Raw genomic sequence first — 19,435 nt, forward strand, 5'->3', positions numbered from 1 at the left:
AGCCGGCAAAACATATCAAATTAACTATAAAGTCATCACTGAACGGTCAAAGTCAGCAGCCTAGTTCAGTACTGACTAATATATCACCGTCAAATAATGTAGGCAAAATATCGACAAACTTGCATAAATGCAATAAATCATTTTACTTTTTAGAAAAGTGACGATTTTAGATTTTGCAAAAAAGGAAAGCGCAAAATGTGAACGCTTAGAAAATCCTGAATATCCAATATAGTTGGTTACGAAAATGAATGAATTGAGCACTATACGTTAGCAAGGAACAAAACAGAATATTTAAATTAACAATTTATTTTTAGATTTTTGTCTATTAATTCACAGTCTCAACTTTTAACACGATTTACCATTTTCGTGCGCAATTCAGTGAGAGAACAGCTTACTGTCAGGTTTTTAAGTGCTCGATCAATCGAACAACATTTTGCGCTGATCGGGCAGTTTTGCAAAACATCGATTGCTAGCGTCTAGACGACTCTCATTACGTTTGATGGCTAGAAAACCTCATCCAGATGTATATACCTCTCCCGTCGCGAGCTTCTTATTCATCTCTTCCCCGCCTTCAGGTACCCATTATTCTTTTGTATCTCTTTTATTTATACGGGTTCCCAGATTCACTGGAAGCTAGGGCTTCTCATAAGACGCAAAAAAGCGTTCCGTCAATTGTGCACGGAACGCTTTTTCATTAGAGAGAGTTACGGTTATGGATTACGCACGCTTGCGGCGATCGCCAGCAAGACCGAACAGTGCGCCGATTACAGCAACCACGCCAACGCCTGCGAGAGCAACATTGTTGTCATCGCCGGTCGTTGGGAGCGTTGCGGCCTTGGCCTTCGGTGCAGCAGGGGTCTGCTTAGCAGCCTTTGCAGCCGGGGTCTTGGCAGTCGCAACGGTCTTGCTACCCTTATCGCCAGTATCAGTGGTGTTGCCACCCTTGTTGCTGTCGGTGTTGGTGTCGCCCTTACCATTGTCCTTGTTAGGAGTGGTTGGGTTGGTGTCGTCCTTCTTCAGGCCGGCAAGCCATGCAGCATGACCTTCAGCGTAGCCTTCGTCGTAGCCATCACGGAATTCAGCAACTTGCTTGCTGATCGCAGGATCGTTTGCACGAGAGTTGGCGCCAAGCTTGCCACCTTTCAGACCAGCTTCGTAGCCTGCCTTGTGCAGCGCTTCCTTAGCAGCAGCCTTGTCATCAAGCGCCTTCTGCCATGCAGCGTGACCTTCGTCAAAGCCATTTGCGTAGCCTTCCTGGTATTCAGCAACTTGCTTGCTGATCGCAGGATCGTCTGCGCGGGACTCTGCACCAAGCTTGCCGTCTTTCAGACCAGCTTCGTAGCCAGCTTTACGCTGAGCAGCTTTTGCAGCAGCAGCGTCGGCTTCAGCCTTCTGATGGTCCTTGAAGTCGTCACCCTTCTTGTTGGCATCCAGAACGGCTTCGCCATGAGCAGCCTTGGCATTATCCAAAGCGCGCTGTGCGGAATCCGCATGGCCTTGAGCTTCGTCAGCGGCAAGGTTTGCCTTTTCAGCAGCAAGCTTTGCAGAGTCGTAATGGCCCTGTGCGATGTCCTTTTGAAGGTTGGCGTTCTCGAGGGCAGTCTTGGCGTCATTTGCTGCCTTGGTCGCGGAATCAACGTGACCCTGTGCAATGTCCTTTTGAAGGTTGGCGTTCTCAAGGGCAGTCTTGGCTGCAGCAGCGGCAGTCGCCGTGTCAGCAGCCTTCTTGTCAGCAACATTTGCCTTGTACTGATCGATATCGGCTTGCGCCTGCTTCTGATCAGCAAGGTTTTGTGCGATTGTTGCTTGGCCAGCAGCATCGCTTGCCTTGGTGGTTGCAACAGCAAGTGCAGCATCCTTCGCATCAGCAACAAGCTGTGCAGGAATCTGAGCGGCCTGAGCATTGTTCAAAGCAGTATTAGCTGCCTGTGCAATCTCTTGGCTGGCAGCATATGCTGCGGCGGTCGTTGCATTCGGATGATCATTCATTACTTGCTTAGCAGTCGCAACGTTAGCGTCCGCAGCATTCTTAGCCGCAAGTTTAGCAGCGGTGTCCGCTTTGCGTTCTGCCAAAGCCTGGTCCGCAGTACCAGCCTGCTGTGCAGCAGTGGTCTTTGCGGCAGCAGCATCGTCAGCAGCCTTTTGTGCCTGCGTTGCCTTGCCAGCAGCGGCGGTTGCGTCGCTCTGACTGATAAATGCAGTCGCGTCAGCCTGGTCCTTGGCAAGGGCAGCATCTTTAGCAGCCTTTGCAGCGGAATCATTGTGGCCTGCAGCAATATCGGCAGCCAAGTTGGCCTTCTCAGATGCAGTCGTTGCATCAGCGAGGGTCTTTGCTGCGGAGTCGTTGTGGCCTGCAGCAATATCAGCGGCCAGGTTAGCCTGTTCAGAAGCAGCCTTGGTGTCAGCTTCCTTCTTGTCAGCTACCTTTTTGTTCGACTGAGCAATGTCGTTGGCAGCTTGTGCCTGATCATTCTTCAGCGTTGCGTCCTTCACAGTCGCAGCTGTCTCAGTGACAGCCGTCTGTGCATCGCCGGTTGCGGCGGAAACTTGCTGACCGCCAAGCGCAGAAACGCTCAGCAGGCTTGCAGCAACGACACCGGCCGCAAGCCAGGTCTTATGTGCTTTGTATAACTTCTTTGCCCCACTACGATCTTTCAACATAAACGGATCTCCTCCCGAACTTCTATAATAACGACGTCATTTTTGTAGAAGTCAAACTCGTTAACTCGTCCAACCACAGACACGAGAATCTGGCTCCACGTTGTTAGTATATTCACTGTGATATTTAATGTCAAAAGATATTTATTTTTCCATTCACTTGCGGGTATTATTTAGAATTGCGAACGAAACGCCGTGTGTTGTGTTCAACACCGGTATATACGGGGTTGCGTACGTTTGAAGAACGGATTGAATATATGGAGTAAACCATTATCGTTATAGTATAGCGCATGTTCTATGTTTGATGGACAGCGTTTCATGCTCGCGAAACGTAATTTATTTTGCCGTTCCAAATTGATGGTTTAATCGCAAACAGCGCTTTCGCTAGACAACAGAGTTAATCATTAAAGCCCTAAAAATAACAAGTGAAACTGCCGATTTTCAAGATAGGCTAACAACAGCCCAATTGAGAAAATTTGCGTGTCCTTCGATCATCTCCTCAGAATTCTGTCCTTTCGTTGTATACAAAAAGTTCCCCGTCATCCGACGAGGAGCTTTTATTATTAGATTTATAATCAAATCTAACGTTGGTACTAATTATGCACGCTTGCGATGATCGCCAGCGAGGCCAAACAGCGCACCTACTACTGCGACAACGCCAAGGCCTGCAAGTGAGGCGTTGTTAGCGTCACCAGCTTGTGGCAAGCTAGCAGCACTCGTTGCGGCAGCCTTAGGAGTATCAGCTGGGGTCTGAGCAACAGCCTTAGGAGCTGGCGTCTCAGTAGCGGCGAGCTTGGTGCCCTTAGCATCAGGATCGGTCGTTGCTGGAGTTGTCGTGTCGTCCGTCTGCGCTTTCTTAGCGTATGCATCAATCGTATCAGTCGAAGGGGCATTCTTCTGTGCCTCTGCTTCAGCGTCGCTCTTGTGCTCTTCACCTGCTACATAGTCGATTGCGCCTGCGGAAGGAGCATTCTTTTGAGCTTCTGCCTCAGCAGCACTCTTACCGTTTTCGCCATTTACGTACGCATCACGCGCAGCGTTGTTTGAAGCCTCAGTAGACTTATTGTCGGAGAAACCCGTCTGAGCGACCTGGTTTTGCTCTTCGCGGTTCTTTGCGGCGGCCACAGCGTCATCAATTGCCTGCTTAAGTTGAGCGGCCTGATCATCAGTCAAAGGCAGTTGAGCCTTGGACGTGTCATTATTTGTATCTGTATTATTGTCAGACCCAGTATCGGAGTTCGGTACGTCCGGCAAAGAATTGCCGCGCTTTTCAATTTCTTGGGCAAGCCGGTCGGCAGTGGTGTCATCACCGTTTTGCTTGGCCTCAATGTAATCCTTCTCAAGAGTATTCTCATCAAGGTTTGCAATCTGACCATCCGTCAAATCTGCTGGATCAGTATCTGCAGGCTTTGTGGGTGTAGTGGAATCGCCACCATTTGGTACTGAACTCGTTTCGCCTGTAGTCCCCCCATTTGTTGCAATATCATGGATTTGGTCTTGGGTTGTTGGCTGTTTGATCTGAGAAAGCGCCTGTCTAAGTTTGTCTAGATTATTTTGAAAATCCTGATCCGACTGCGCCTGTTTCGCGTTGGAATCAGCAATAGCCTGTTTTAAACCATCAGCAAAATCTTGGAGCTTCTGTTGGGCCTCATTACTTTCCTCGGTCTTTGAAATCTGATCAAGCGCATTCTGAAGCTTTTCCAAATTAGCCTGGAAATCTTGATTAGACTGTGCCTGCTTTGCATTGGAGTCATCAATAGCCTGTTTTAAGCCATCAGCGAAATCTTGGAGCTTCTGTTGGGCCTTATTATTTTCTTCGGTCTTGGCAATTTGATCAAGGGCATTCTGAAGCTTATCCAGATTAGCCTGGAAATCTTGATTAGACTGTGCCTGCTTTGCATTGGAGTCAGCAATAGCTTGTTTCAGGCCATCAGTGAAATCTTGGAGCTTTTGCTTAGCGCTAGTTGTTGCATCCGTTGAAGGCTGACCGTCACCGCCATTAAGAATATCTACAGCAGATTGGGCAGAACCATCATCTGATGATGCTAGCTGACTCTCATACTGGTTCAAGAGGTCTGTCAGTACGGTGCTGCCGTCGACTCAGGACTTTATTTCAGTAACAATGTTTTTTGCACCAGTTAAATCGTTGTTCGAGATAGCCTTGGAAAAGAGGCCTTCAAGCCCGTTTGAATAACGTAGGCCGAACTGATCAAGATAGTTATCAGAGTTGCTACCATCAATTGAAGTCCAGTCAGGCTCAGTAGCAGCTTGAACTGGCTCTGGTTGAGAAGAAAAAGCCTGCACACTAAGAAGAGTTGCCGCAGCCAGTCCAACAGTTACCCACAGTTTATGCGCTTTATACATTTTTTTTTGCGCCAAAACGATCTTTCAACATATCTGGATCTCCTCCTAAAAAAAATGACTTTTATTCCCGCAATAATGCCGGCGATCTAGTCAGAGCGACGACGTCTATGCCGCACTGTACCAATCCCTATCCTGAAGTATATTAACGCAATTATATAAAGTCAAAGGTTATTTATGAATACGAAATAGTTTACGTTCATTGATGAACTTTTGTTGTTAAATATGCAGACGACCCTCAGCAAATTAGCGGTTATCAGGAATGGTCCATATGTATAGAATTTTTGTTCATCACGTATACGAGCTTTATATACTAGCAAATATTTTACAAACCGACCGTTATATTTTGAAAATACATAACCGGCAACAAAGAGGTTGAACGCTTTCACTAATTTTCTATCTTTTACTTAATTTCCAAGAAATGGCATCCGTTTGCCTCGATAAATTCGATCACCATCAGAATTGATAATTTTTTCAGATCATATACCCAGCAAAATTTCTTGCAAATATGATTAATCCTTAGTCAAGCCAACCGTTACTTGATACCCACACAAATTAGTCCAAAGTTGTCTCATTGCATTTTCATCATCCGTTATGAAACCTGTATTGACGGCATTTTTCATATCTGAGTTTTTTGAGAAAAAATTCTTTCCATTTTAGTTTCATCTTGTAAATGTATTGTAATAAAACACGGATGTGCGTGCAAAACGCTTTTTTGTCCCGTTTTGTTCATCATTTTTGGTTTTTACGTCTCCGCGATCAACGCACACAACCAATCTTTCCACGCGTAAATAAAAAGCCAACCACCGTATCCAGTGGTTGGCACCTCTCACACTATCTATTTATTGTCCTGCGACATCGGCTTTGTCGTCAAACTGGCCGCTTGGGTAGACCCAGTATTCGGCGAGCTGCGTATTGTCCTTAGCGAAGGCCCCGACGCGCTGCACCGGCAGGCCAGCATTGCCCGTGGTCTGGCCGAGAAAATGGAAGGTGACCGGCTGATCATCGATCGCACTGCCGACATACCCAGAGACGATCGTGATCGCCTTGGAGCCGGCCGCGGTCAGCTTCACGGATGGGATGGTCGCGCTACTGGTTGATGACGAGGAGGCACTACTGGATTCACTGGATGACTTGGCCGCAGCCTTCTTCGATGAGTTGGCCTTACTCGAGGAAACGGCCGCGCTGCGGTTCTCCGCATGGGCCGGTTCCCACACGCGGTCATAGACCATGACCCCGGCGAATGCGAGCACGATCAGGATCATCCAGACGCGCGTGGAGCCGATCGCGCCTGCCAGCTTCCGGCGTTGGGCACGGCCACGGGTATGTTTGGCGATGTGGACATAGCGGAAATAATAGATGACGATCACTAAGAGAAATAGGATGCCCAGTAATATTTCGCGAAAAAGTTTGGATGTGATCAGCGTCATCAATCGATTTTCCCCCATCGCAAGTGGTCCCCAACCCAACTTGCCCCAGCTTTAGAAAACTATTTATCAAAGTTAAATATACTATAATCCAGTCGCCCCGTGAAGACACGTGCCGGACCAAAAAAACGCGCATCCCCGAAAAGTCGGAGAGGCGCGGTGTCTTAGCGTGCGGCCAATTTTTTATTGACGGCCGCGACGTAATGCCGGGCGGCGAGGTAGAAGCTGAGCCACATCGCCACGTAGATACCCAGGTAGATCAAGGTGTAGCTGGCCAGGAACCCCCAGCCAGCTGGGAACCATTTTGCCAAGAGCGCCAAAATCGTGAACGGGATGTAGCTCGCCAGGAAGTGAACGGCGGTGCGGCGCGCCATGGACCAGCGTTCGATGTCGAAGATGAGGCTGCTGAGGGCAAAGACGATGCCCATCAGCGCCCACAGGAGGATCGACACGCTGATGGCGTCAAGCGGGCGCTGGAATTGCGCCGTGAAGCGCGGCGACGATGGGTAATACATATTCGCATACATATAGGAAAACAGCAATGACATTACCAGCCCACACGTGACGCCAATCGGAATGCCGAGGCCGATCGCCTGGCCAATTTTCTTCATCATAAGCCTAACCTCTCTTTCAGTGACCTCATGTAACGCCTTGACACCATCGCGACCTGGCCGTCCTGCATGGCGATGTTGATCAGGCCGTTCAGCCCCACGCTCAAATGGTCGATCGAGTCGCCATTGACGATCTCGCCCTTGGACACGCGGATAAAATTGCTGGGCAGCGCCGCCTCCAGTTGATAGAGGCGCTCGCGCAACTGCACCGGCCCGCCGCCCACGCGGTAAGCCGTCACCGTGTCATCGCTGGCCCGGATCAACGACAGGTGCCGCAAGTCCAGCGGAATGATTTGTTTGTCCTGATAGCCCCACCACTGCTGGTCAACTTGGCCCAGCTGATCCAGCGCCGTCTGAAGCGGCGGGGTCAAGGCCTGCACATAAACGTCCGCGTGCTCCGGCGCCACGTTCGGGTCAATATGCAATTCGATCTTCATTTTCTGCCTCCTCGCTTGCGACTTTACTGTACCGCGATTTCGCCGCGATACACGTCAATATCGGTAAACGGTGCGATTGGGCCGGTAAGTGGTCGCGCGGCGGCGGTCAGGACGGGCGGGAGCTGTGGGTGCGCACGGCGGGCTCAGTTTTGTCGACAAAAAAGGCGCGCTCGGATCGGCAGGCGCGCCTTCGTTTCGATTATGCGGTGACTTCCCCAGCCGCAGTGGCCAAGGTCGCGATCTCCTGGGCATGTGGCAAGATCGTCTGGAGCACCGTCTGGTAGCCGCACATCCGGCCGCTTGGCGCCACGTACATCGCGTCCTTCATGCGCTTGCAGCCGCCGCAACAGTACTGCTTGAAGGGACAGGTGGCGCAATAAGCCGGCAGCTTGCGTTTGTCGTGGAGCCAGGCAAAGGACATGGGCTTGCTGAAGAGTTCCTTGAGGGTCTCCTCGGTGATATAGCCCAGCCGGTATTTGTCCAGCGCGTAAAAATCGCAGGGGTAAACGGACCCGTCTGCCTCGATGACATACTGGATCTGGCACTGACCGGCGAGGCCGCAAGCCGTCACCCGGCCGCCGACGAACAGGTTGATGATGTCGTCAAACAGCTTGATCGAGCGGTAGCGCCCCCTTTTCAATTCACCCAGCCACAAGGGAAAGAGTTGCTGGTAAAAGCTGGCGAAGCGCTCCGGTGTCAGTGCGAAGTCACTTTTTTCCTCGGCATCAAGGTCGTCGAGGCACGGGATGAACTGGGTGAAGCGCACGTGGTTATCGACGAGGAACTTGTAGACTTTCTGCGGGTGCTTGGCGAGTTCGTTGGTGAGGACGCAGAGGATGTTGTATTCGATGCCGTAGCGGTCGAACAGCTCCTTGGTCTGCATGACGCGCCGGAATGTCCCGCCGCCGTGGGTGTCCACGCGGTTGGCGTCGTGGTAGAGCGGGCCGCCGTCGATGGAGAGGCCCACGAGAAAATGGTTGTCGCGCAGCAGCGGAATCCAGCGTTCATTGATGATGGTGCCGTTGGTCTGCATGGCATAGGTGACGTGGACGCGCTTTTCCTGGCGGTTGATGACGGCGATGAATTTCTCAAAATAGGTCAGGCCTGCGTATGTTGGTTCGCCGCCTTGAAATGCGATCGCCAGCTCGTCGCCGTCTTCGAGGTCGGCGTAGATGTTGGGGATCATTTCCTCGACGACCGCGTCTTTCATTTTTCCGTACGAGCGCACTTCGCGGATGGACGAGATGTTTGCGTAGAAGCAGTATTTGCACCGCAGATTGCAGAGCGCGGACGCGGGTTTGATGAGGATGGAGATGTGCTTTTTCATGGCTGCTTCCTTTTTTTGGTGTGTGTTTCTTCTATTATAATGCATTTGGATTGTTCAAGAGCCCGGGTGGACTCCGGCCAGAAATCGGCTGGAACGCTCCCAGGCAACTTTGAGCCCGCGAGAAGCGCGGTCTCAAAGCTTGCCTTCGGTGTAAGCGGCACAGCCGCTAACACCGACGAGGGGGCTGAGCCGTTTCTGGCCGGAGCCCACCCTCACATCCAGCACTTTTGGTACTTTGTAAAAGAACGCCAATAGTAGCGTACGCGGAGAATTAGCGACATCGCCCTGCAAAGGAGGTCCGCATCTTTACCACTTCCGCAGTCTCTGCCCTCTAGCGTCCAACTCAGCCTCAGCCGAATTTTCCACTCTCCCGCATCCCCGTTATTCCCACGAGAACGGCTTGCCCGGGTTCGAGAGTCTTCGCTCGGCTAGTGGGAGGCGGAGGTGGTTGAATTCGTAGACGAGGTTGTCGGCGTGGTCGATCATCCATTGCTGCATGGCCAGGCGCAGGCTGTGTAGGGCGGTCTGGTAGCCTGGGGCGTCGATCAGGTTGGTGCGCTCGTGCGGATCATTTTTCAGATCGTACAGCTCGTCGATGTCGCCTGAGTTGAAGACGTACTTCATGTGGCCCTTCCGCAGCATCCGTTGGGAGAACAGCTCGGAGCCGATGCCGGAGCATTCGACGACCGCGGTGTCCGGCCAGGCGACCGGCTTGTCCTCGATCAGCGGGCGCATGGACTGGCCGTCGCGATCGCGGTTGGCCGCCGGGGCCCCGGCGTAGTCCAGAATCGTGGAAAATAGGTCCGCGTTGGTCACCAATTGCGGACGCCGGCTGGCCGTGGTCTGCTGAGGCAACTTGTAACTCAGCGGAATCGAGCAGGTCTCTTCGTACATGAAGATGGCCTTGTCGAAGAGCCCGCCGTGAATGCCGAGGCTCTCGCCATGGTCGCTAGAAAAAACGATCAGGGTATCATCGTATAAATTGTTTTGTTTGAGCCAGGTGATCAGCCGGCCGATCTGATAGTCGATGTGCGTGATCTCGGCGTAGTAATGCTTGATGATCGGCACCAGGTCCTCCCAGGTGTCGATGTTGCCGCGCTTGAGGTCATGGATGCGCGGCTTTTGGGTGCCCGGCGTATCCTGCCAATTCGGCCACTCGGGAATATCGATATCATCATATTGATGGAGAAATTCGCTCGGCACGAAATAAGGCTCATGCGGTCCCCAGAAATTCAGCTGGAAATACCACGGCTTGCCTTCGTCCTGGAAATTCTTGAGGTAATGCTCGGTGCGGTCGATCAAGAACTGATCCACAGAGGTGTCGACGCCGCTGGTGATCTGGCCGGCTTGATGGCCTTCGTAGTAGCCGCGCAAAATGCGCTCAATTTTCACCGACTTGCCCTGGTCTGCCAGCCACTGCTTATATTCCGGAAAGCCGAAGCCGCCAAAGCCGTGGCCCGGAAAATCATCCCCGGTATAACCAATCGTGGTCGGCACGGAATCAAAATTCTTGTCGAACTCGGCGAAATGAATGTTGCCCATATAATGTTTGAGATATTCATCATGCTGCACGGCATAAACACCGGAGCCTAGATGCCACTTGCCGGTGTAGCCGGTCAGATAGCCCTGACCCGCCAACTGATGCGGCAAGAGGTCCGGGGTGTTCGGTAATTCCTGGACCATATTGCCATAATTATATGAGTTCGTCAGCATGCCATGATGCATCGGATATAGCCCGGTCTGCAGGGTCGCCCGCGCCGGCGCGCAGATGGGGCAAGTCGTGTAGGCATTTTCAAATGTCACGGACTGCGCCATCAACGCGTCGATGTTCGGCGTCATGCAGACATGGGCCGGGTCATAAGCCGCCAGCGTATCTTTACGCTGCTGGTCGGTCAAAATAAACAAAATATTCGGCTGTTTTGCCATCATGCCCTCCTAAATAATAAACGGACTTTCGCCGCGGCCGCACCGCATTATGATCCAATCGCCACCATTGTTTGGAGGATGCGGCGATCTTCTCAGATGCGGTCCGGCCGCGGAAAAAGTCCGCAGTGACGGTCAGCACTGTCTTGTGCCGAACCGGTGAAACAGTGATCCGTCTGAACGGGTGAGTGGGCGGGCGCGGCTCGCCCTGCCCCGCAAACCCGGGAAAGCCCACCTCGCCCCGCAACCCGGGACAGCCCGCCTCGCCTCGCGCCACCTTAATCCAGCTTTGGAATCGGGCGCAGCGAGAAGTCGATCAGAATCGGGAAGTGGTCAGATGGCCAGGCGCCGTTGATCGGCGTGGTCTCGACGATGTAGCGGGTGACGCTCAGGGCCTTCACGAAGAAAAAGTCCAGCTGAAGGACCTGCTGATCGGCATGCACCACGAACGGGTCCTCGACATTATCCTGCCAAGTGCCGCCGAACTCATCCTTGTGAATCGGCGCCAAAAGCCGCGCGTCGTCCAGCGTCTGCGCCATTTCCAGATACGCCGGGTCGTTTTCCGTGGTGTTGAAGTCGCCCGTCAAGATCAGGGGCAGCTCCTCGGAAAAGACGTCCAGGAAATTATTTTTCAAGAAGGCCAAGATCTCTTGCACGCCGAATAACCGGGCGGCGCCGCTTTGGTCATCGAGGTGCGTGGCGACAACCAGAAATTGCTGGCCGGTCACATTGTGCTGCAGCTTGACCCACTGGAACTCGCGAATCGAGCCGGCCCCTGGATACTTGCTTGGCAGGTCAGGCGTGCTGGATAGCCATTTATGCCCCTCAAGAAGTGGCGTGAACTGATCCTTTTTGAAAAAGACGATGGTGGCTTCGCCCTCATCGATGCCGTTGTCGCGCGGCACGCCGAAGCCGTCGTAATCCTCAAAGGCGTCCTGCAGATCAACGAACTGGTGCGGCAGGGCCTCTTCGATGGTGAAGATGTCGGGCTTCCAGTTGGCGATGGTGTGGATGACGTCGGCGCGGCGGACGTCCCAGGTGCGCGGGGCATCAGCCATGTTGTCGTAGCGGATGTTGAATTGAAGTGCGCGCATCAGATCTTCTCCTCTCGGCTCCAGAAGAGCTTGCCCTGTGAGAAATCAAGATCGCCGAGCTGGGCAGCAAGGTCGCGCATCTGGTGGCGCAGGTCGTCCAGCGTCTCGCGATATTCCGGCGCAAAGGCCAGGTTGGTGATCTCGTACGGATCCTTGTGGCGGTCAAACAGCTGCGTGTGCGAGCCGTCCGCGGTCCGGTATTCGATCAATTTATAATCCTTATTCACGACGCCGCGAATCTTGCTGGTGAATTGCAAAAATAGCGTGTCGCGGCCGTCATCTTGGCCGTTGATCTGCGGCAGTAGCGAATGGCCAACAATGCCAGCTGGCACCGCTGCGCCGGTGTAATCCAGAATCGTCGGCATGATGTCCAGCAACAGCGCCTTGCCTGCGACTCGGTGATCCTTTGGAATGCCGGGGCCCGCCATGATCAGCGGCACCCTGATCGACGCGTCGTAGAGGTTCTGTTTGCCCATCAGCCCGTGTTGGCCAAGCGAAAGGCCGTTGTCGCCGGTGAAGATGATCAAGGTATCTTCCAGCCGGCCCTCTTTTTCCAGCGTATCGAGAATGTCCCCCACACGGCTGTCGATGTGGGAGATCATCGCGTAATAATCGGCAATCTGCTGCTTGACGACTTGCGGGTCGCGCGGATAGGCCACGAGCTGCTCGTCGCGCTCGCCGCGGATGTCGTAGCGGAACGGGTGCAGCGGCATGAAATTCGGCGGCAGGTCGATATTTTCCGGGTTATACATGTGCTTGAACTTCTCCGGCATCGTCCGCGGGTCATGCGGCGCCAGAAACGCCCCGTAAATAAAGAACGGCTTCTCCTCGGTGTCGAGATGCTCGATCGTCTCGATCACTTTGTCGGCGAACAGGTCCGTGGAATGCACGCCCACATTGATTTTTTCCGCTGGCAGCTCGATCGTCCGGTTGCTGGAAAATGGATCCTGGGTGAAGTGGCGCAGATGGTCGTATTTTCCGCTCGGGTCATAGCTGTTGACCGGGACATTCCAGTGGTCCCACATGCCGCCGAAGAAAATATCGTCGCCGTCCGTGAAACTGCGGGCGAAGCTGCGCGTGCCGTTGTGCCACTTGCCGATGCCAAACGTGTTATAACCGGCGTCCTTGAGCTGTTCGCCCAGCAGTGCCTGGTCGTCGGGAATGCTTTCGCCAAAATTCTCCCAGCTGGTCAGGTAGCGGCTGGTGTTGATCATCGCGCGCGATGGCATGCACACTGCGCCACTGGTGCCGCCTGGAATGAAGGCCTCGGTGAAGCTCGAGCCCATTTTCACCAGCCGATCGAGGTTCGGGGTCTTGATCTGCGGGTTGCCCAACGCCGCAATGGTATCAAACCGCTGATCATCCGCGATCAGCAGCAACACATTCTTCTTTTTCTCTGCCAAAAAGATCACTCCTCCATGCCCGCCTGCGCGGGGCTGACTGTGATTGCTTTCCTGTCTAGTATGACCGGCCGGCCGCCAAGTGGAAACGGTTTCTCGGGGAAAGTTGGTATCCCGCGATATGACAAATGGCGCCGGGGTCTACTTAATAGATACGCAAGATGCGGGGAAAAGAACGGGCGGTGGGGCGCGGTTGGGGCAGGCAGTTGGGCCGGTTGCGGGCGGGGGCGGGAACCGATATGTTCGCAGGGGCCGTTCCGCGAGTCGGCGATTCTACGGGGTTAGCGCTTCGCGTGATTTGGCAATTGCAGTGTCGTGCGACTCGATCTATTCGCCATAAGGGTGCCGCATCGACGCGGAATCGTCAAATATTTCGACTCGGGATGACAGTAGGTGATGCACGGGAGGTTGTCGGAGGTAGTGATGAAAGTTATTTATATCGTCTGGAATTGTTTTTATACAAGGAAATATTTTTAATCAGACGTTCTTTTAACCTTGGATTTTCTGATATACTGAGTCTACACAGTATAGCGGTGATCCCTCAGAAGGAGATGATGCCAATGCAGTGAATCATTCTGCACGCGCTGAAGTCTTTGAGAAAGGAGGATCTTTGTCCCTGTGGCCCATTCGGTCATAGAGACTCTCGCATTCGCGCTTATTCTGACGTACCTGCTTCGGCAGTTGCTACGAGAATGCCTAGGGGTGGTGGTTTTATTGGCCGCCTGCATTCAGGCATGGCGCGCTCTTGCGAGAGTATTGCGAGTCAAATAACTCGTTGTACACAAAAAGCCGCTCATCTTTCCAAAGGGTAGCGGCTTTTTGTCGTCACATCTAATGGGATCACCATACTGTGAGAGAGCTTGCTCTCGGAGGCGCGGTTGCATCCGCGCTCTTTTTGTCTCTTGTCGCATGGCCATCATCTCTATAATTAGAGTAACATGGACGACCGGGATTGTCACCAATCTGTCGACACAATCTGTCTCTTCATCTCATAATCTACCTGCTTCGGCAGTTGCTAGGAGAATGCCTAGTGGTGGTGGTTTTATTGGCCGCTTGCATTCAGGCATGGCGCGCTCTTGCGAGAGTATTGCGAGTCAAATAACTCGACATACACAAAAAGCCGCTCCCAATCCCAAAAGTTAGCGGCTTTTTGTTGAATTAACTAGCGGGATCACCATACTGTGACAGAGCTTGCTCTCGGAGGCGCGGTTGCATCCGCGCTCTTTTTGTCTCTTGTCGCATGGCCATCATCTCTATAATCAGAGTAACATGGACGACCTGGATTGTCACCAGGGAAGTGACAGCAGCAGTGCTCACCCTCACATAAAGCTCGCGATGCTGAATTCACCACACTCCCAATAAGCGACTCAGCCATCCGATCCTGGGTTGACCCCCTCAAAAAAATCAAGTCTGGTAGTTGACGAATAGTGAATGAACGTTTATTATAGCGTCATGCGAACAATTGATGAAGACAAACGCGCGCGCATCCAGCAGGCCGTCTTTTCTCTCACGGCAACAGAAGGATTGACTGGCCTTGCGATGAGCAAAGTCGCGAAAACCGCTGGCGTCAGCCCGGCCACCATCTACATTTACTACAACGACAAGGAAGACATGCTCAGCCGCATTTACGAGCAGGTCAAAACGCTTTTCGATGCCGGCCTGCACGCCGCGATCGATGCCGCCCCGGATCTTGACGCCAAGATCCGCGCGGCGGAGTGGCATTACATCACCCAGTTCCGCCAATACCCGGAACAGGCGCGGTTCGTCGACGCTGTTTTGGCCAATGAGCAGGCAATCGATGCGAAGGCCAAAGCCTTTGCGGATGACCAGGCGCAACCGCTGACCGATCTGTTCGCGCAGGTCCAGGCGGCGCCGGCCTATCGCCCAATCGATGCGTTGCTCGGCACCACCCTATTTTCCGTGCCGCTTCAGATGCTGAAAAGTCAGGCGACCGACGCGCAGCTGAACGCGGCCATCGATACCATCATCGCGGCGCTGAAACGCTGAGGCGCCGCTTGCTTTTCCGTTGATAGAAACGAACGTTCATTCACAAATCAAAAGGAGTCTTACTTATGTCAGAAAAAGTTGTTGCGATCACTGGTGCGTCAAATGGGATGGGGCTGGAGGCTGCCAAGCTGTTTGCCCAGCGCGGCTGGATCGTGTATGGCGGCGCGCGGCGTGTGGAAAAAATTCCAACCACAAATGGCATCCATGCGCTCAAACTCGACGTCACCGATGACGCTTCCCGAAAGGCCTTCATCCAGACCATCCTCACCGACCAGCACCGCATTGATGTGTTGATCAACAATGCGGGCTACGGTGAATATGGGCCACTTGAAGAGTTGCCGCTGGAAAATCTCAAGGCGCAGTTCGACGTTAACTTTTTTGGCGCAGCCGCATTGACCCAGCTGGTCCTGCCAACCATGCGCGCGCAACACAGCGGGCGCATCGTCAATATCTCCTCGATCGGCGAGGACGTCTTCACCCCACTTGGCGGCGCGTATCATGCGACCAAGGCCGCGCTGCGCCGCTGGAGCAACGTGCTGGATCAGGAGGTCAAGGGTTTCGGCATTCGGTCGGTCATCGTCCAGCCCGGCGGCACTCAGTCGTCTTGGGCGGAGATTGCCATGGCCAACGCGAAGAAAAATCTGAAGCCAAATTCCGTCTACCGGCCGCTGGTAGAGGCGGTCGAGACGCAATTATCCGGCCTGCCAGCCAGCGCCGCAACGTCCGCCGACCTCGCCCGCCTGTTCTATCGCGCCGCCACGGATGAAACGCCGAAGTATGCCTACTTCAACACGTGGTCAGACCGACTGATGGCGCGCACCGCCCGCGTCCATCCGCGTCTGTACATGCGCATCGCTGATCAGTTGATGAAAGGCTTTAGCAAGGAAGCCGGCAATTGATCAGGATGCCAAAAAAACAGAAGTGGCCGCCGGGTCACTTCTGTTTTTTTTGCTCAAAGATACAACGTCGCTTAGTCCGAGCTGGAATTTGTTGGCAAGAACGGCTGGATCATGTCCGCCAGGCTCTCGATGTTGCGCGTCTGAACGTACACCCGGCCGCGACCGTGGAAATGGTTGGCCAACCCCTCGCCTGTTTTGAAGCCGAGCGCCCCGCCGGCCGCGACGATGTTGTAATCCAGCGTGCTGGCCCAGGCGACGACGTGGTTGTTGTCGATCACATAATCATTGGTGCCGTCCAGGTCGATCGGCAACAGCGCCCCGTATGCCGACACCAACATGGTCCCCGTGCCGCTGCTTTCCATAATGAAAAATCCGCCGGTGCCGCCGAACAGCGCGCCACTAGCCTTTTGGCGCACCATCGAATAACTGGCGGTGCTGTCCGCGGCCAAAAACGCGCCCGTGTTCAGGCGCCATTGATGCTCTGCGTCGACCGGCAGCTCGGTGATCTCACCGGGGTTGCCTGGCGCGATGGCGAGGTCCGCTCCATCTGCCGTCGCCGTTGCGGTGGTGATGAAGAAGGATTCGCCAGACGTGGCCGCGCGCCCGATCGCCGATAACAGGCCGCCGAACCCTTTTTTCCCATTACTATTCATGTGGCCGGCAAGATCGATGCGGTCGTTGTGATAGATCATCGCGCCGGATTCCAGCTGGACGCTTTCGCCCGCGTTCAGGTGAAGCAGCGCGATCGGAAACGGATTGTCGCCTTGCAATTCGTAATTCATTTTTGACACCTCCATTTGCGGTCAGTTTACCGTAAATGGGGCAAAAACAAAAGGAACAAAAATGCGGCGTCCCGTTGGCCAGGGCGCCGCATTTTTGTGACCTAGAAATTACAGATCTGCGCCGTTTGACGCGATGACCTGTTTGTACCAGTTGAAGCTGTCTTTTTTCGACCGCTTGAAGTCGCCTTCGCCATTGTCGTCGGCGTTGACGTAGATGAAGCCATACCGCTTCTTCATTTCGCCAGTGGAAGCCGACACGATGTCGATCGCGCTCCATGGGCAATAGCCAAGTAGTTCGCAGCCATCTTCCGCCACGGCTTTTTCCGCCTGCAGGAGATGGTCGGCCAGGAACTTGATGCGGTAGTCATCGTGGACGCTGCCGTCTTCTTCCATCTTGTCATAGGCGCCGAAGCCATTTTCAACGATGAACATCGGCTTGCCCCACCGCGCGGTCATCCAGTTCATGGAATAGCGCAGGCCGACGGGGTCGATCTGCCAGCCCCAATCAGAGCGCGGCACGTATGGGTTCTTGACGTCGTTGGCGCCTTCGTTGAAGTCCAGCTCCGGGTTGTCTTCGGTGTACTTGACCGCAGAGGAGTTGTAATAGGAAAAACCGATGTAATCCACGGCGCCGGCCTTGATGATCGCCAGGTCTTCAGGCGTGATGTCGAGGTTGAAGTTCTTGCGTGCCCAATACTTCTTGAGCCAGGCCGGATATTCGCCGAGCGCCTGGACATCGCCGAAGTAGTAGCGATAATTCATCGCGCGCTGGCAATACAGGACGTCTTCCGGCCGCGCGGTCAGTGGGTAGATTGGGTTGAACGCGATCATGTCGCCGACTTGCAGACGCGGATCGATGGCATGCGCGATTTGAACGGCCTGGGCGCTGGCAACGAATTCGAAATGCGCCGCCTGGAACATGGCCTCTTCCCAGTTATCCGTGTCGCTCAAGATCAAGCCGGAGTTTTGAAGCAACGGGTGCGGATCCTGATAGTTGGTCTGGTTGTTGATCTCGTTGAAGGTCATCCAGTACTTGACCTTGTTGTGATAACGACGGAAGCAGACTTCCGCAAACTTGGTGAAGAAGTCGATCACCTTGCGATTGGAAAAGCCACCATAGGCCTTGACCAAATGCAGCGGCATCTCAAAATGCGCCAGGGTCACAACGGGTTCGATGTTGTACTTGTGCAACTCATCAAAGAGGTCATCGTAGAACTGCAGGCCCTCTTCGTTAGGCACATCTTCGTCGCCGTTCGGGAAAATACGGGTCCAGGCGATGCTGGTCCGGAATGCCTTCATGCCCATTTCGGCAAATAATTTGATATCTTCCTTATAATGGTCGTAGAAATGAACGCCCCAGTGGTTTGGGTAGACCTGGTCCGCCAAGACCTCGTCATCCTCGATCCGCGCGGTGTTCTTGTCGCCGGCCCGCATCACATCCGCAATGCTCAGGCCCTTGCCGCCTTTGTCCCAGCCACCTTCAACTTGGTGCGCGGCCACAGCGCCGCCCCAGAGAAAATCGTCTGGCATTTGATAGCCTTGTGTCATCTGCTTAACGCTCCTTTAATTATCTTCTATAATAAAGCCAATATACACCATAACCGGTCCGACATACAAGGAAGCGGTCTCAGATAGCGCCTTCTTTTCGCGTCGCACGCGGCCAGCCCTTGCCCCAGCCGGCATCCGCTCGAGAATATTAAAAAAGCCAGGGCAATTTTGCCCCAGCTTCATCGCTACCGAGCTGTTTGCGAGACCATCACAGAACAACTCGTTATTTGCGCTGTCAAAGCGAAGTTTACTTGGCTTCGTCTTTTGCCAGGCGCTTGTAGAGATCAACGATTTCACCCGCCAGATCGCGGAAGGTGATGCTGGTCATCAAGTGGTCCTGGGAGTGTACCGTGAGCAAGGTGACAGTGGCATGCTCGCCGTTTGCTTCGGCGGTCAGCATCTTGGTCTGCGAGTTATGCGCGTCAACTAAGAAACTGTCTGCTTCCTTGAGCTTGCTGTCTGCCAGGTCAAAATCACCAGTTTTAGCAGCTGCGATCGCTTCGAATGCGGAACTCTTCGCGTTGCCACCATTGATGATGAGGCCCATGATTGCTTCCATGTTTTGGTCTTGTTCTTCTTCAGCCATTGTTCTCTCCATTCACTGCGTTTAAAATGACGATGCGATTACTTTTGGAAACTGTCGATCGACGTGAGGGCTTCCTTGAGCACCTTTTCGCCGTTCATCATGCCGTAGTCCTGCATGTTGATGACTTCGACAGGAATATCAGAAACCTGAGCTTTGAACTGGTTCAGCATGTAACGAACCTGGGGTCCAAGCATTAAGATGTCTGGGTTCTTTTCCTTGAGCATGTGAGGGGCATCGGATGAAGCGGTTGCAAAAATATCTGCATCAACACCTTCAGCCTGAGCTGCCTTTTGCATCTTCGCAACGAGCAGTGAAGTGGACATCCCGGCACTGCATACCAACATAATGGTCTTGTCAGCCATAACGTATCTCTCC

General features: G+C 53.4%; 16 protein-coding genes. 2 read left to right on the top strand and 14 right to left on the bottom strand.

All coding sequences use genetic code 11. The features are described from left to right. Positions 1-717: 717 nt before the first annotated feature. From EKM95_RS02590 to EKM95_RS02635, 10 genes are all read right to left on the bottom strand, one after another. Positions 718-2,661 carry an LPXTG cell wall anchor domain-containing protein gene (locus tag EKM95_RS02590; protein ID WP_125696279.1) on the bottom strand — a complete coding sequence of 648 codons (1,944 nt, stop codon included), beginning with the start codon at positions 2,659-2,661 and terminating at the stop codon, positions 718-720. Positions 2,662-3,255: 594 nt separating this feature from the next. Further along, complete coding sequence (locus EKM95_RS02595) at positions 3,256-4,728, bottom strand: LPXTG cell wall anchor domain-containing protein (RefSeq protein ID WP_164510058.1); 1,473 nt, start codon at positions 4,726-4,728, stop codon at positions 3,256-3,258. 30 nt (positions 4,729-4,758) lie between these two features. Next, complete coding sequence (locus tag EKM95_RS02600) at positions 4,759-5,037, bottom strand: KxYKxGKxW signal peptide domain-containing protein (RefSeq protein ID WP_125696281.1); 279 nt, start codon at positions 5,035-5,037, stop codon at positions 4,759-4,761. Between the two features lie 824 nt (positions 5,038-5,861). Continuing rightward, complete coding sequence (locus EKM95_RS02605; protein WP_164510059.1) at positions 5,862-6,467, bottom strand: hypothetical protein; 606 nt, start codon at positions 6,465-6,467, stop codon at positions 5,862-5,864. 143 nt (positions 6,468-6,610) lie between these two features. Next, positions 6,611-7,060 (bottom strand): DUF3021 domain-containing protein, encoded by a 450-nt coding sequence (locus tag EKM95_RS02610; protein WP_125696283.1) that lies wholly within the window; start codon positions 7,058-7,060, stop codon positions 6,611-6,613. Further along, positions 7,057-7,494, bottom strand: a complete 438-nt coding sequence (locus tag EKM95_RS02615; protein ID WP_125696284.1) for a LytTR family DNA-binding domain-containing protein — start codon at positions 7,492-7,494, stop codon at positions 7,057-7,059. The genes EKM95_RS02610 and EKM95_RS02615 overlap by 4 nt, the downstream gene beginning before the upstream one ends. Before the next feature lie 199 nt (positions 7,495-7,693). Then, entirely contained in the window at positions 7,694-8,821 is a 1,128-nt protein-coding gene (locus tag EKM95_RS02620) for a radical SAM/SPASM domain-containing protein (RefSeq protein WP_125696285.1), read from the bottom strand. 381 nt (positions 8,822-9,202) lie between these two features. Beyond that, complete coding sequence (locus EKM95_RS02625) at positions 9,203-10,747, bottom strand: sulfatase-like hydrolase/transferase (RefSeq protein ID WP_125696349.1); 1,545 nt, start codon at positions 10,745-10,747, stop codon at positions 9,203-9,205. A gap of 275 nt (positions 10,748-11,022) precedes the next feature. Beyond that, entirely contained in the window at positions 11,023-11,838 is an 816-nt protein-coding gene (locus tag EKM95_RS02630; RefSeq protein WP_125696286.1) for an endonuclease/exonuclease/phosphatase family protein, read from the bottom strand. Then, the gene (locus tag EKM95_RS02635) at positions 11,838-13,241 is read right to left on the bottom strand and encodes a sulfatase-like hydrolase/transferase (protein WP_125696287.1); all 1,404 of its coding nucleotides are present in this window, start codon (positions 13,239-13,241) and stop codon (positions 11,838-11,840) included. The genes EKM95_RS02630 and EKM95_RS02635 overlap by 1 nt, the downstream gene beginning before the upstream one ends. A gap of 1,449 nt (positions 13,242-14,690) precedes the next feature. Between EKM95_RS02635 and EKM95_RS02640 the strand changes: the two genes are divergently transcribed. Together EKM95_RS02640 and EKM95_RS02645 are read left to right on the top strand one after the other, a co-directional pair. Next, positions 14,691-15,245, top strand: coding sequence for a TetR/AcrR family transcriptional regulator (locus EKM95_RS02640; RefSeq protein WP_164510060.1), 555 nt, complete (start codon positions 14,691-14,693; stop codon positions 15,243-15,245). 65 nt (positions 15,246-15,310) lie between these two features. Further along, positions 15,311-16,144 carry an SDR family NAD(P)-dependent oxidoreductase gene (locus EKM95_RS02645; protein WP_125696289.1) on the top strand — a complete coding sequence of 278 codons (834 nt, stop codon included), beginning with the start codon at positions 15,311-15,313 and terminating at the stop codon, positions 16,142-16,144. 71 nt (positions 16,145-16,215) lie between these two features. Here the strand turns inward: EKM95_RS02645 and EKM95_RS02650 are convergent, their stop codons facing one another. The 4 genes from EKM95_RS02650 to EKM95_RS02665 all read right to left on the bottom strand — a co-directional run bounded on the left by EKM95_RS02650 (position 16,216) and on the right by EKM95_RS02665 (position 19,422). Beyond that, positions 16,216-16,926 (bottom strand): TIGR00266 family protein, encoded by a 711-nt coding sequence (locus EKM95_RS02650; protein ID WP_125696290.1) that lies wholly within the window; start codon positions 16,924-16,926, stop codon positions 16,216-16,218. Between the two features lie 108 nt (positions 16,927-17,034). Then, the gene (locus tag EKM95_RS02655; protein WP_125696291.1) at positions 17,035-18,474 is read right to left on the bottom strand and encodes a 6-phospho-beta-glucosidase; all 1,440 of its coding nucleotides are present in this window, start codon (positions 18,472-18,474) and stop codon (positions 17,035-17,037) included. Positions 18,475-18,721: 247 nt separating this feature from the next. Continuing rightward, positions 18,722-19,060, bottom strand: a complete 339-nt coding sequence (locus EKM95_RS02660; RefSeq protein ID WP_125696292.1) for a PTS lactose/cellobiose transporter subunit IIA — start codon at positions 19,058-19,060, stop codon at positions 18,722-18,724. 38 nt (positions 19,061-19,098) lie between these two features. Beyond that, on the bottom strand, positions 19,099-19,422 hold the full coding sequence (locus EKM95_RS02665) for a PTS sugar transporter subunit IIB (protein ID WP_125696293.1): 324 nt from the start codon (positions 19,420-19,422) through the stop codon (positions 19,099-19,101). Between the last annotated feature and the right edge of the window lie 13 nt (positions 19,423-19,435).

This window comes from Lacticaseibacillus yichunensis (genome assembly GCF_003946405.1).
Taxonomy (GTDB): domain Bacteria; phylum Bacillota; class Bacilli; order Lactobacillales; family Lactobacillaceae; genus Lacticaseibacillus; species Lacticaseibacillus yichunensis.

Coding starts and splice junctions, on each gene's coding strand:
- EKM95_RS02590 (WP_125696279.1), bottom strand. CDS start 2,661: ATGTTGAAAGATCGTAGTGGGGCAAAGAAGTTATACAAAGCACATAAG.
- EKM95_RS02650 (WP_125696290.1), bottom strand. CDS start 16,926: ATGAATTACGAATTGCAAGGCGACAATCCGTTTCCGATCGCGCTGCTT.
- EKM95_RS02645 (WP_125696289.1), top strand. CDS start 15,311: ATGTCAGAAAAAGTTGTTGCGATCACTGGTGCGTCAAATGGGATGGGG.
- EKM95_RS02620 (WP_125696285.1), bottom strand. CDS start 8,821: ATGAAAAAGCACATCTCCATCCTCATCAAACCCGCGTCCGCGCTCTGC.
- EKM95_RS02605 (WP_164510059.1), bottom strand. CDS start 6,467: ATGGGGGAAAATCGATTGATGACGCTGATCACATCCAAACTTTTTCGC.
- EKM95_RS02630 (WP_125696286.1), bottom strand. CDS start 11,838: ATGCGCGCACTTCAATTCAACATCCGCTACGACAACATGGCTGATGCC.
- EKM95_RS02655 (WP_125696291.1), bottom strand. CDS start 18,474: ATGACACAAGGCTATCAAATGCCAGACGATTTTCTCTGGGGCGGCGCT.
- EKM95_RS02665 (WP_125696293.1), bottom strand. CDS start 19,422: ATGGCTGACAAGACCATTATGTTGGTATGCAGTGCCGGGATGTCCACT.
- EKM95_RS02640 (WP_164510060.1), top strand. CDS start 14,691: ATGCGAACAATTGATGAAGACAAACGCGCGCGCATCCAGCAGGCCGTC.
- EKM95_RS02625 (WP_125696349.1), bottom strand. CDS start 10,747: ATGGCAAAACAGCCGAATATTTTGTTTATTTTGACCGACCAGCAGCGT.
- EKM95_RS02610 (WP_125696283.1), bottom strand. CDS start 7,060: ATGATGAAGAAAATTGGCCAGGCGATCGGCCTCGGCATTCCGATTGGC.
- EKM95_RS02660 (WP_125696292.1), bottom strand. CDS start 19,060: ATGGCTGAAGAAGAACAAGACCAAAACATGGAAGCAATCATGGGCCTC.
- EKM95_RS02615 (WP_125696284.1), bottom strand. CDS start 7,494: ATGAAGATCGAATTGCATATTGACCCGAACGTGGCGCCGGAGCACGCG.